At 38.2% G+C, this 13,902-nt stretch carries 9 protein-coding genes; 2 read left to right on the forward strand and 7 right to left on the reverse strand.

Annotation, left to right across the window (positions count from 1 at the left end):
* Window positions 1–82: 82 nt before the first annotated feature.
* From B5D30_RS02865 to truB, 3 genes are all read right to left on the reverse strand, one after another.
* Entirely contained in the window at window positions 83–412 is a 330-nt protein-coding gene (locus tag B5D30_RS02865; protein WP_078806535.1) for an ArsR/SmtB family transcription factor, read from the reverse strand.
* 224 nt (window positions 413–636) lie between these two features.
* A complete protein-coding gene (gene ribF, locus B5D30_RS02870) occupies window positions 637–1,590 on the reverse strand; it encodes a riboflavin biosynthesis protein RibF (protein ID WP_078806536.1) in 954 nt (317 codons plus the stop codon).
* A 2-nt stretch (window positions 1,591–1,592) separates the two neighbouring features.
* On the reverse strand, window positions 1,593–2,519 hold the full coding sequence (gene truB / locus B5D30_RS02875; RefSeq protein ID WP_078806537.1) for a tRNA pseudouridine(55) synthase TruB: 927 nt from the start codon (window positions 2,517–2,519) through the stop codon (window positions 1,593–1,595).
* 299 nt (window positions 2,520–2,818) lie between these two features.
* Here truB and B5D30_RS02880 point away from each other — a divergent pair, with 299 nt between their 5' ends.
* Window positions 2,819–3,736, forward strand: coding sequence for a peptidylprolyl isomerase (locus B5D30_RS02880; RefSeq protein WP_078806538.1), 918 nt, complete (start codon window positions 2,819–2,821; stop codon window positions 3,734–3,736).
* A gap of 214 nt (window positions 3,737–3,950) precedes the next feature.
* Here the strand turns inward: B5D30_RS02880 and B5D30_RS02885 are convergent, their stop codons facing one another.
* From B5D30_RS02885 to B5D30_RS02895, 3 genes are all read right to left on the reverse strand, one after another.
* Window positions 3,951–6,182: an Ig-like domain-containing protein gene (locus B5D30_RS02885; RefSeq protein ID WP_078806539.1), complete on the reverse strand. Its 2,232-nt coding sequence runs from the start codon at window positions 6,180–6,182 to the stop codon at window positions 3,951–3,953.
* Between the two features lie 513 nt (window positions 6,183–6,695).
* Entirely contained in the window at window positions 6,696–7,400 is a 705-nt protein-coding gene (locus B5D30_RS02890) for a GntR family transcriptional regulator (RefSeq protein WP_078806540.1), read from the reverse strand.
* Between the two features lie 85 nt (window positions 7,401–7,485).
* Entirely contained in the window at window positions 7,486–8,082 is a 597-nt protein-coding gene (locus tag B5D30_RS02895; protein ID WP_234984609.1) for a TetR/AcrR family transcriptional regulator, read from the reverse strand.
* Window positions 8,083–8,261: 179 nt separating this feature from the next.
* On the opposite strand from B5D30_RS02895, the gene B5D30_RS02900 reads away from it, so the two are divergent.
* Window positions 8,262–12,509, forward strand: coding sequence for a 2-hydroxyacyl-CoA dehydratase (locus B5D30_RS02900; protein ID WP_078806542.1), 4,248 nt, complete (start codon window positions 8,262–8,264; stop codon window positions 12,507–12,509).
* A gap of 52 nt (window positions 12,510–12,561) precedes the next feature.
* Here the strand turns inward: B5D30_RS02900 and B5D30_RS02905 are convergent, their stop codons facing one another.
* A complete protein-coding gene (locus tag B5D30_RS02905; protein WP_078806543.1) occupies window positions 12,562–13,845 on the reverse strand; it encodes a replication-associated recombination protein A in 1,284 nt (427 codons plus the stop codon).
* Between the last annotated feature and the right edge of the window lie 57 nt (window positions 13,846–13,902).

Below are 13,902 nucleotides of genomic sequence, written 5' to 3' on the forward strand. Positions count from 1 at the left end.
TCCTAAATCTAGCGATTGTAAGGAATTTTTATGTCCTTACAATTGCATTTATATTTTGTTACTTTTTTACCTTAAAAAATTATTAATCTACATTTTTCACACAAGCAACTTGTTCATCATCTTGCCAGTGCATTTCTAACACCGTTTTATCTAGCACATTTAACAAATGCACCAACTCGTGATTGCTCAAAGAATAGTAAGCATATTTCCCGTCCTGTCTACTTTTGATAATGCCACATTCCTTTAAACAAGCGAGATGTTGCGACAAATTCGACTGCGTTCCACCGACAATACCCAAAATATCCGATACATTTTTCTCCTCCTCTTTTAACGCTTCAAGGATGGAAAGTCTTGTTTGATTGGATAATCCATGAATTAATTTCAACCGCTTTTTATCTGTTAAGACGTTCATTTTGCTACCTTCTTATCATATTAGTTTACGCTTATATGATACTGCTGGTTTTTATATTAGTCAAGACTAATATGTTAATTTTTTTGCTCTGTTTTATACAAAAAATACGAGGTTGCTGAAAAATTCGTTTTTAGAGAAAATCAAATGCACAAATCGCTCAACCATGCGGTTTTCAATCTGTACTTTTCTAAAAACACGTAATTTTTCAGCAGCCTCGAAAATACTCAGCCTAATTTTTCGTCCTTCATATCAAACTCTAAAGTAAAACGTTTGTCACTTTCTAGTTGGGCAATTAATTCTTCAATGCCGTTAAATTTCACCATGTCACGAATATAGTGAATCCATTCAACAGTTATTTCTTCGCCGTAAATGTCCTCGTCAAAATCTAAAATATACACTTCAAGAGTGAGGGAAAGGTTGTCGCCAAATGTATCGTTATAGCCGATAGATGCCATGCCACGATACCATTTCCCATTAACTTTCACTCGATTAACATACACCCCAACTCTTGGCAGGCGAACGTCACGTGAAATGTCGATGTTTGCCGTTGGAAATCCAAGCGTGCGACCTCGTGCCTCGCCATGCACAACGATACCAGTCGTTTCATACGTTCGCCCAAGCAGATGATTGGCTTGCTCAATTTCTCCTTTGTCCAACAAAGAACGAATGAGAGTCGAACTGACCTTTTCACCGTCCTCGACATATTCCGCTACCACTGTCACGTTAAAGCGATTTTTTGCGTATTTCGGAAAATGTTCCACGCTTGCTACATCTGCTTTTCCAAAAGTATAGTCAAATCCTGTGACCACTTCCACTGCATGAAGTCCGACAATATATTGGTCAACAAATTCCTGTGGCGAAAGACGAGCAAACTGGCTTGTGAAATCAACAACATAGTAGATTTCAACACCCAGTTCTTTCATAATTTCTCCCTTTTTCACAGGAGTTGCAAGTGGCTTCATTGTTTCAAAACTCAATTTGTTAAAAACAATCGAAGGATGATGATTAAATGTCATAAGAGCAAGTTTCAACCCTTTTTCCTCTGCGATTGCTCTTGCCTTTTCAATCACCGCCCTGTGTCCAATATGCACTCCGTCAAAGTATCCTAGCACCAGCACCACTTCTTCTGCTGGAATTTGGCTTTGACTGTATGGATGATGAATAAAAATTTCTTTCATAATCAATCGTCCTCCTGATTTCTTAGCACTTTACTTGGTTTATAGATACCTTCTTTACTCGGATGTGGCTGATAAAGACTGACCACTTTTTCTCGGTAAAATAAGGCAACTAAATCGGCAGTTTCTATGATATTGAGTGTTTCTTTTGATAAGGGCATTCCGTTTTTCACTTTGCTGTATAATTCTTCCGTCAAATCAATGCGTGGAAATTCTTTGATTGCTACTTCAATTGGTTGTAAAAATTCAGCTATTGTGTTATTGTTCATTTTTTCCTCAACTTCACTAAGACTCAGAGCGTCCGTTTGCCTCAAACCTGCAGCTTGTATTCTTGTTAAATCGCTCATGTGTGCAGAAAATCCCAATTTTTCGCCTAAATCAACAGCTAAAGTTCGTACATACGTGCCTTTACCACAATGAACACGGAATTTCCATGCAAGTGTTTGATTTTCATTGTTCAAAACAGGCTCATTTAAGCGTTCAAACGAGTAGATTTCCGCCTTTCTTATAGGGCGATCTACTTCCATTCCTGCACGTGCGTATTCGTACAAACGCTTGCCATTTACTTTTACAGCAGAATACATCGGAGGAATTTGCGTAATCGTTCCGACAAATTTTTGCATCTCTGTATCAATTTTTTCCGTTGCAATCATTTGTGAAACAGGTGTTTTATTGACCACTTCGCCACTTTTATCTTCCGTTGTCGTCGAAAAACCTAGGGTAATTTCACCCTCATATACTTTTCCACTATCTACCATATATTCAATTACTTTTGTTCCTTTGCCAATGCAAATCGGCAAAATTCCGTCAACATCTGGGTCAAGTGTCCCACCATGCCCAATTTTTTTCGTTTTCAAAATCTTTCTTAGTTTAAACACACAATCATGACTGGTCACCCCTCGTGGTTTCCACAATGCTAAAATGCCGTCCATATATTCCATCCTCTTAATAAATTTTCGCTATGCACTTTTTATTATAACAAAAAACAAGTGAAAATTTCATTTGTTCTTTGGTATGACTTTTTAATCAAAAAAATATGAGGAAAAAATCATTTGTATAGAAATTTCCCTCTGAAAACCATCGCACAGTTAGCTTATCTGAAACTTAAAAGGTTAATTTTTTTGAAATTCTTCATAATCACTGGCATATGCTTAGCTTTTTTTTATTTTTGTGGTATGATAGAATATGTAAAATTTTTTGATTAGGATTACTGAAAGGAAGACGTATTTTCATGAAGAAAAAATTAGCACTTAGTGCGGTAACACTTTTAACTTTGACAACCCTAGCAGCTTGTGGTGGTTCAAAAAACATCGCAACAATGAAAGGTAGCAGCATTACCGTGGAGGATTTCTACGATAAAGCAAAAACAAATTCAACCAACCAAGAACTTGTGCGTAGCATGATTATCTATGATGTGTTTACAAACAAATATGGTAAAGATGTTAAACAGTCTGAAATTGACAAGAAGTTTGATGAAACGAAAAAGCAATATGGAGACAGTTTTAAAACAACACTTCAACAAAATGGTCTTACAGAAGCAAGCTATAAAGAAAGAATTAAGAGCGACCTTGCATTAAATGCTGGATTGAAAGCTCATATCAAACTTTCAAAAGATGATTTGAAAAAAGCGTGGGAAGCATTCCACCCTGAAGTTCAAGCATCTATCATTGTACTTGCAAGCGAAGATGAAGCAAAAACTGTTGGTGAAGAAGCGAAAAAAGCTGGTGCTGACTTTGCAAAACTTGCAAAAGAAAAATCTTCTGATGAAACAACTAAAGCAGACGGTGGAAAAATCAAATTCGATTCTTCTTCTACAACTGTTCCAGACGAAGTAAAAACAGCAGCTTTCAAACTGAAAGACGGTCAAGTATCTGATGTTATCAATGTCACAAATCCATCTACTTACCAAACACAATACTACATTGTGAAAATGGAGAAAAACGTTGACAAAGGCAATGATATGACGAAATACGAAAAAGAAGTGAAGAAAATTGCCGAAGATACTAAACTTGCTGACCAAACATTCACGACAAAAGTTATCGGTGATGAATTAAAAGCAGCAAACGTAAAAATCGAAGACGACGCATTCAAGACAGTCTTAGACCAATTTACTGGCACAAGCTCTTCTAGCTCGTCTACTAAGAAATAATTTGATGATGAAAAACAGCACTTTTTGGGTGCTGTTTTTTTGGGTTTATTCACGGTTTTCTTCCCTAATTCTATCTGGGCACCTCTAAAAACTCATACTTACCCAAAATTGCTAGTTTTGACTCAAACGGAGTTTTTAGAGGTACCCTTCTTTGTAAATTCATAAATTGATTTTTTCGAGTTTTTCTTTAAATAATGGTAGAATAGCTATTTTTTTATTCTTTAATTTGCCATACTTCAGTCACGATTTCATCATCTGCAGGATTTTCTTCTCTTTCCAAGTTGTTTGAACGAGAAATTTCTGTCATGTAAGCTGTCAGCAGGCGCTTAAATTCTTTTGACCAAACTCTTGGATTATTTTGAGTAAAACTCTCCGCAAATAATTCTGCAAAAGGTTCTGTTGGGTATGCCTCTTTGATTGATCCATTAGAGTCCGTACCATAACTAAGGTTAGCTCCATATGGAGTAATATTTTGAGCAATCAAATTGATGTTTTTACTCCACCAATCAACCATACTTTTTGCATCTGTAATTTTAGCATTTGCTTTATTATTTAAAACCTGTTTCAACATTCTAAAGTCGACTCCACCTTGACGAATTTTGTCTTCCATTAGACGTTGATTTACATGACCATATTCGTGAACGAACACATGATTGATACCAAATTCCCATTCATCTCCCTCATTACCAACCGCAGTATTGTAGTAATCAGAACTCAATTCCATTTTCATTGAAACAATTTTATGATTACTAACATAATATTGTGTAGTAACTTGTCCAGCTACACCATAAGGAAGTTTCGTTACTCTTACCTCATCCAATTTCGTAACATCTAATTTTTTAAATTGTGGATTTTCACTATAAAATTTATTCACTGCATCTACATTATTACTTAAAAGATTTGGATTCACTTTCGAAGCATCGTCAGCCTTAAAAATAATCTTGTGCTTATTATACAATTCACTAACAGATTCATTGTACGTACGATACGCTGCAACAGTCAATTTCACAACTGCAGTTTTTCCTCCATCTGCCGTTTTCACAGTCAAATTAACTTCTCCTGCAGATTTTGGCGTTACTTTTCCTTTGCTATCAACTACGGCAACATTTGTATTACTAGACGAATAGGTTACAGCTTTATTTGTTGCATTGTTTGGGAGTACCGTTGGAGTTAATTGAGCTACTTCTCCTACTCTTATTCTGGACTTGTCTATTTTTACTGTAACTCCAGTTACAGAAACAGGTTTCACTGTAACTCTTAGACTTGCTGTTTTCCCGCCATCGACTGTTTTCACAGTTATAATAGCATCTCCAACACCTTTTGCAGTTACTTTTCCATTTCCATCAATTATCGCTACTTTTGTGTTATCAGATGAGTAAGTGACCGCTTTATTCGTTGCTTCAAGCGGTATCACTTTTGTTGTTACTTGAGCAACTTCTCCAGTGTGTAGAATTGATTTATCAATGGTAGCAATCACGCCTGTCACAGCGATTCTTTTTACTAGCTTAATTTGAATCGCCTCTAGTCGTTTTCCTTGCCCTGTCGTTCCACTTAACGCATCATTTTTCACCCAATTTTGCCAACCAATACCTTCGATATGTGTACTATAAACAATATCATAATCTTTTGCAGCAGGTGCTCCTTTTTTCCAACGAATCTTAATTCCTTCAAGACGTAAACCTTTCCCTTGCGTTCCAGATACTTGCCCGTTGGTTACATAATTTTGCCATCCAATATTTTGCACATGCGTAGTATATTCGACTTGGCTTTTCAAAGAATCTGCAACATTGATTTTGATTCCTTCAAGGCGTAAAGATTTCCCCCACGAACCACTTACTTCTCCTTCACCAGCCGTTTGTTGCCATCCATAATTTTGAATATGAGTAGAATAGGTAATGAGATCAGCCGAGGAGGATGCTGGTTTAGGTTCTAATTTTATTTGAATCGCTTCTAAACGCAAACTACGCCCGCTCGTTCCACTCATTCCGCCATTAACCTTCCAATCTTGCCAGCCAATGCTTTGAACGTGTGTACGATAATAGACATCATAGTATTTTGCAATTTCTCCAGTTAAGCGAATTTTTATCCCCTCTAAACGAAGTGATTTTCCGCTTGTTCCACTCATTTGACCGTTTTTCTTCCAATCTTGCCACCCTACATTTTGTACGTGTGTTTGATATTCAATTCCTCCACTCCTGCCATTCACACGAATGTCAATTCCCTCAAGACGTAAGCTACGACCACTTGTCCCACTCGTCTCCCCGTTCTTCCTATAACTCTGCCACCCTACATTTTGAACATGTGTTCTATACTGTACATCTGGTGTAGAAATTGCTGGCATAGTTGTCGCTTGTACGTTTAAAGTTCCCAGTCCTGACAGCAATGCAGTTAGAGCAATAAAAATCGCTAACATTTTTGCAATCTGTTTTTTGATTGTTTTCTTCATTTTTTCGCCTCCGATTGATTTTTTTGCTATTCTCCCATTATTTTGTAACTAAAATTTGAAAGAGCCAATTTAACACTCACCCTACGATACAACAACGTTTTACAAAGGAAAAACAAATTTTTTGTTAACGTTATCAGTAACCGTTTATCAAAATAAACTTATCAACAAATATCCATTAACAGTCTAAACGTTTTATTTAAGGACAGCCTTAAAAATATTACGATTTTCATTTCCTTATAAGTAAAGTTGCTACAGGGGTTTGGTTATTTTGGTTGTTTCATTTACCATTTTATAGTAACACTAAATAAAATTCAAGTTTTCATTAGATTTAATTGTTTTTTGACTTTATTATATGTATCGTGATTTTTTTATTACTTTTATGATTTTAAATTTCAAAATCATCATTTTTGAGAAAATATATTACGTTATATAGAATTTTTATATCTACCAAATAAAATTACACCTAAAAAAAAACGCTTGATTTCAATAATCCTGCGTTTTTCTGTTATCCCCCTACTTCTCCAAAAAAAACTCAAACCGATTGCCAACATACTGTGAACGCACGTATTCAAAAGGTTGTTTGTTTTCTAAAAAAGTTAATTGGCGAAGTTTTAGGATTGCTTGACCGCGTTTCATGGAAAGATATTCGCTTACTCGCTCTGTTGCGAGGCTGGCAGAGATTGTTTGTTCGGAATTTCCAATAACGTAGCCATTTTTTTCGAGCGTGTGGTAGAAATGTTGAGTCACTTCATTTTTAGAAAAATTTTCTACCAAATTTGCAGGAATAGTTGCTACTTCATAGCAAATTGGGATATTGTCTGCATAACGAATCCGCTCCATTCGCAATACTTTGTCATCCTCACTTAGTTGCAATTTTTCACGCTCACTAATGGAAGGAGCGACGAAAAAATAGGTTAACGTCTTGCTTGACGGTACTTTTCCTTGCCCTTCGATGATTTCAGTAAAAGAAGTTGTTCCGCTCATTTTTTCACGTACTTTCTGACTCGAAACATACGTGCCACTTCCTAGTCTTCTGTCTAAAATTCCTTCATCAGCTAACGTTTGAATCGCTTGTCTAAGCGTCATGCGACTTACGCCAAATTCTACGGAAAGTTCTCGCTCGCTTGGCAACTTGTCGCCTACTTTTAATTCCCCTGTTTCAATTTTTTTCTTGATTTCATCATGTATCCGAATATATACGGGTTGTGCTTTGCTCATTTCTTCTCTCCTCAAATTTTTTCAGACAAATTGGTCTAGTTCAATTTTACCAGATGAAAGCGATTTGACAAGTGAAAATTTTTCCTCATCTTTCCACTTCAATGCCCAACACCGTCAAATGACCGTTACCAATGAGTTTGACTACAAGTTGTGCCATTTGTTGCGGGGTCATTTCACTATCTGTTTTCATCCACCAGTGCAAAGTAGAAATGAAAATTCCCGTCATGTATTCAATAATAAAATCAACTGGTACTTCGATTTTATTTTCTGTAATTCTAAGCACTTTGAAAATTGTTTCATACTTTTTCTGCAACACCGCTGCAAATTTCTGTCGTAAAATTTCTTGGCTACTTCCCTCAAATAAAGCATAGGCGGAAGAAAGTGTACTTCGCACTTCTTTGTAGAAAATAGACAAAATTAACTCTATTTTTTTCACCTGCAAACGATTTTTAACAATCACTTTTTCTTCATCAATCACCGAAGTAAACGAGGTCACCAGACTGTCTAAAATCTGATTGTATAAGTCTTCCTTGTCCTTGTAATGTGCGTAAAAAGTCGCCCTATTAATCATTGCTTCTTTAGAAATATCTTGCACTGTTACAGATTCTACCCCTTTTTCACCACTTAATTTAATAAATGCCTCAAAAATTGCCTTTTGTGTTTTTTTCACTCTTAAATCCACGTTTTGCTCCCTCCTTAAAAATACTTCTATTATTATACAACAATTCTTAGTTTTTTGTCGGTTATCAGACAGTTTTTCTTTTTTTGCTTATTGTCAAGATAGAAAAATAGGTCTAAACTAACACTATGGATTATATTAAACACTTTGTTGGTTTTTCAACAAAAGATAAGGGGTAGAATATGAAACGAGCAGGAATTGATGTAGGCTCTACCACCGTAAAATTAGTCGTTCTAAACAATGAAAATCACTCCATTTTTTCAAGATATGAGCGACATTTTTCCGATGTAAAAAAAGCAACAATGAAAGTTTTAAAAGAGGCAAGTGATTTTCTTGGCAATAAAGTGCCTATTAGCATGACCATTACTGGAAGTGGTGGCATGGGGCTTGCCGAAGTGCTAGATATTCCGTTTGTTCAAGAAGTAATTGCTTGTACGAAAACGGTTGAAGAAATCATTCCAGAAACAGATGTCGCTATTGAACTTGGTGGCGAAGATGCGAAGATTACCTTTTTTGACGGTGCGTTAGAGCAACGCATGAATGGTAGTTGTGCAGGCGGAACTGGGGCTTTTATTGACCAAATGGCTGTACTTTTAAAAACAGATGCCAACGGAGTCAATGAATTAGCCAAAAGTTATCAAACAATTTATCCTATTGCCTCACGCTGTGGGGTATTTGCCAAAACAGACGTTCAGCCTTTGATTAATGAAGGGGCGGCACGTGAGGATATTGCGGCAAGTATTTTCCAAGCAGTTGTCAACCAAACAATTGCAGGACTTGCCAGCGGTCGAAAAATCAAAGGAAATATCGCTTTTTTAGGTGGCCCCTTGTTTTTCATGAGCGAGCTGAGAAAGAGATTTATCGAAACACTTGATATTCAAGATGAAAATGTGATTTTTCCAGAAAACCCACAATTATTTGTAGCAACTGGGGCGGCACTTTTTTCTGAGGAGGAAAACAGTGCAACTTTAGACGAGTTACTTCTTCGCTTAGAAGAAAATGCAAAGGATACGTTAATTCCAACAGATACACTTCCACCACTTTTTTCAAGCGAGGAAGAATATCACGAATTTGCTAAACGTCATAAAAAAGCAGACGTGTTGCGTGCAGAGCTAGAAACGCACAAAGGTGCGAGCTTTTTAGGAATTGATGCAGGTTCTACTACTACAAAAGTTACACTTATCAACGAAAATGGCGAGCTACTGTTTGAATACTACGGAAACAATAACGGGCAACCACTTGAAAATGTAATTGACGTTTTGAAAAATTTGTATGCAAAACTTCCAGAAAATGCCTATATTGCAAATGCTTGCGTGACAGGTTACGGAGAGCATTTGATTCAAAATGCTCTCAAGGTAGATTTGGGCGAAGTGGAAACAATGGCTCATTACAAAGCGGCAAACTTTTTCCGTGAAGGTGTGGATTTTATCCTTGATATTGGCGGACAAGATATGAAAGCTATGACAATCAAAAACGGGGCATTATCAAGTATTCAGCTAAATGAGGCTTGTTCTTCTGGCTGTGGTTCATTTATTGAGGCATTTGCAAAATCTCTTCACTTTGGTGTGGAAAATTTTGCAAAAGAGGCTCTTTCTTCACGCAATCCAGTGGACTTAGGTTCACGTTGTACAGTATTTATGAACTCAAAAGTGAAACAAGTGCAAAAAGAGGGAGCAAGCGTTGGAGACATTTCAGCGGGTCTTTCTTATTCTGTTATCAAAAATGCGATTTACAAAGTAATCAAAATCAGAAAACCTGAAGATTTGGGTGAAAAAATCGTAGTGCAAGGCGGAACTTTTTACAATGAGGCTGTTTTGCGTGCGTTTGAGACGATTACAGGCAGAGAAGTGGTTCGTCCGTCTATTGCAGGGCTTATGGGAGCTTTTGGTGCGGCACTTATCGCTCTTGAAAATACGGAAATTGGACAAAATTCAACCATTCTTTCGGCTGAAGAACTTGATGAGTTTACGAGTGAAAAAGAATTTATGCACTGTGGGCTTTGTGAAAATAATTGTATGCTTACAATGACAGTGTTCTCTGACGGCAGACGATTTGTGACAGGGAATAGATGTGAACGTGGTGCTGAAAAAGCAATGAAGTTAAAAATTGATACGGCAGAGAAAAAAGTAAATCTCGTTGATTATAAATACAAACGTCTCTTCCAATATCGCCCGCTCAACAAACGAAAAGCTACACGTGGTGTGATTGGGATTCCTCGTGTGCTGAATATGTATGAAAATTATCCTCTTTGGTACACATTTTTCACCGAACTTGGATTTCGTGTGCAACTTTCGCCGAGAAGTAATAAAGAGCTTTATGAAATCGGAATTGACACAATCCCAAGTGATACAGCGTGTTATCCTGCGAAAATCGCTCATGGTCATGTGCAGTCTTTAATCAATGACGGAGTGGAGAGAATTTTCTATCCCGGTGTTATTTTTGAGCGTGAAGAAAGCAAAAATGCGGACAATCATTACAATTGCCCGATTGTGCAAAGTTACCCTGAAGTTTTGCGAAACAATATGGATGACATTCGTCAAGGAAAAGTGGACTATCATTGTCCGTTTTTAAACCTTGCCAATGAGCAATCCGTGGCAAATGCTTTAGCTAAGGAATTTCAAGCATTAGAGATTTCGGCAGAAGAAATTTCCCTTGCCTTGAGAAAAGGGTATCAAGAGCTTGAAAATTTCAAGCAGGATATTCGTAATCAAGGGGAAGATTTGCTTTTGCGATTGAATCTTCGTGGGGAAAAAGCGGTGGTGCTTTCTGGTCGCCCTTATCATCTTGACCCTGAGATTAACCACGGAATTGCAGATGTAATTACACAAGAAGGTTTCCATGTTTTGACGGAAGATGCTGTGGCTCATCTTGCTGAAGTCGATAATTTGCGTGTAGTGAATCAATGGGTGTATCACTCAAGGCTTTATGCTGCTGCTCGTGTGGTGGCAAAATCACGGAATTTAGAACTCGTGCAACTAAACTCCTTTGGTTGCGGGCTTGATGCGGTAACCACTGACCAAGTCGAAGAAATCATGGGGCAATACGGCAAACTTTACACCGTTTTGAAAATTGACGAAGGAAGTAACCTCGGTGCTATTCGTATTCGCTTGCGTAGCTTGAAAGCGGCGGTAGGTGAACGTGCAAAACTGAATTTTACACCTTTCAAACAATTTGACACACCAGAGCAAGTGATTTTCACAAAAGAAATGAGAAAAAATCACACTTTGCTTATGCCAATGCTTTCCCCTATTCACCAAGAAGGTTTGCTGGACGAGGCATTTCATGCAAGTGGCTATGATGTGGTCGTTTTACCCTCCGAGGACAAAGAGGCGGTCAATGTCGGGTTGAAATATGTCAATAATGACGCTTGCTATCCAGCAATTATCTCCATCGGGCAATTAATCGAGGCACTTGAGAGCGGAAAATATGATTTGAATAACGTATCGGTCATGATGACACAAACTGGTGGTGGGTGTCGAGCGACTAATTATATTCCACTTCTTCGCAAAGCTCTATCAGACGCTGGTTTTGCTCATGTTCCTGTCGTTTCGCTTTCACTAGGAAATAAAGGGACAGAAGAAACTCCCGGATTTAAATGGACACTTCCGCTACTCAAAAGAATCGTTGTCTCCTTCCTTTATGGCGATTTATTTGAGCGAGTAGTATATCGCACACGTCCTTATGAAGTAAAAACAGGTTCGGTTGACGCATTGCACCAAGAATGGCTGAAAAAAGTACAACGCAATGTTCGCAATGGCTCGTTTACACAATTCAATCGCAATATGAAGAAGATCATCAAAGATTTTGATACCATTCCTTTGACTGATGAGAAAAAAGCAAGAGTAGGTGTCGTTGGTGAAATCCTTGTAAAATATTCACCAACTGCCAATAATGACATTGTCAGACTTCTTGAATCTGAGGGTGCTGAAGTGGTCGTGCCTGATATTATTGGATTTTTAAATTACTCGTTCTACAATCAAATTTGGCGGTACAAAGAGCTTGGCATGAGCAAACGTGCCAAACAATTTGGAGAAATTGCGATTAAGTTAATTGAAGTCATTGAAAAACCAATGCACAAGGCTCTTGTGAAAAGTGAGCGTTTTGAGGGGATTAAGTCAATTTATGAAATTGCTGAGGGGGCAGAGCAAATTCTCTCAATTGGCAATCATACAGGCGAGGGCTGGTTCTTGACGGGCGAGATGATTGAATTGCTCAAGGAAGACGTCAACAATATCGTTTGTATGCAGCCTTTTGGTTGCCTACCAAACCATGTCGTTGGAAAAGGTGTGGTAAAAGAACTACGACATCAATATCCAAAAGCAAATATCGCAGCGATTGACTATGACCCCGGCGTTTCCCTTGTCAATCAGCTAAATCGTATTCGTTTGATGATGGCAACAGCGAAAAAAGAATTAGAGAGTGTGCAATAAAAATCCCCCTAGCGTTGTGGAATGCTAGGGGGTGTTTCTTTTCAAAAAAGCACTATTCTCTTGCTCCTTCTTTCCAATGTTTTATTTGCTCATCTCTTTGTTTCAAAGCTGTTTCATATTTCCCGCTTGTTTTTGGTTCGTAGTAGATACGAGTTTTTAGTTTGTCTGGCAAATATTGCTGGTTGACCCATTCATTTGGGAAATCGTGTGGATATTGGTAATTGATGCCTCGCCCAAGACTTTTCGCTCCTTTGTAGTGAGCGTCTCGCAAATGGTCTGGCACTTCTCCTGCATTTCCACGGCGAATATCTGAAAGAGCAGCATCTATTGCTGTATAGGCTGAGTTTGATTTTGGCGATAAAGCTAAGTTGACAATCGCATTGGCAAGTGGAATCCTCGCCTCTGGAAATCCTAGTTTTTCAGCTGCTTGAATGGCAGCAACAGTATGCTGAGCAGCACTTGGATTGGCTAAACCTATATCTTCAAACGCAATCACGAGCAATCTTCGTGAAAGAATTGGCAAATCCCCCGCCTCGATTAAGCGAGCGGCATAGTGGAGTGCCGCATTGACATCACTTCCACGAATCGATTTTTGAAGGGCTGAAATCACATCATAATGTGCATCACCATCTTTGTCATGCGTGAGAGCTTTTCTCTGTACACTTTCTTCGACTACTTCTAGTGTCAAAGAAATCACACCTTTCTCGTTTTCACAGGTGGATTTTACTGCAAGCTCCAAACCATTTAAGGCAGCACGTAAATCGCCATTTGTCGCACGTGATAAATGCAAAAGAGCATTTTCTTCAATTTCCACTTTATACTCACCAAGTCCACGCTCAGTATCTTTCAAAGCTAAAAGTAAGGAGTGCGTAATTTCTTCTTCGCTCAACGGTTTTACTTCAAATATTTGCGTTCGACTGCGTATTGCGGGGTTGATCGTGATATAAGGGTTTTCCGTTGTCGCCCCAATCATCACAATTCGCCCACTTTCTAAATGCGGAAGAAGAAAATCTTGTTTTGTTTTGTCAAGTCGATGAATTTCATCAAGGAGCAAAATCACCGTACCGCTCATGCGTGCCTCCTCAGCTACAATTTGCAAATCTTTTTTGGAGTCAACAGCAGCGTTTAACATACGAAACGCATACTTCGTACTTCCTGCAATCGCTGAGGCAATCGAAGTTTTCCCCGTTCCCGGTGGGCCATATAAAATCATGCTGGAGAGCATTTTTGCCTGCACCATACGGCGAATAATCTTCCCTTCCCCCACAAGATGAGCTTGTCCAATGACTTCGTCAATCGTGCGTGGTCGCATACGATATGCCAAGGGCTGTGTCATATCATTTCCCCCAATCTTACGGAAAAAGGTCAGGCAACACTCTAGTCACTCCTCTCT

The organism is Pilibacter termitis (assembly GCF_900167335.1).
GTDB lineage: Bacteria > Bacillota > Bacilli > Lactobacillales > Streptococcaceae > Pilibacter > Pilibacter termitis.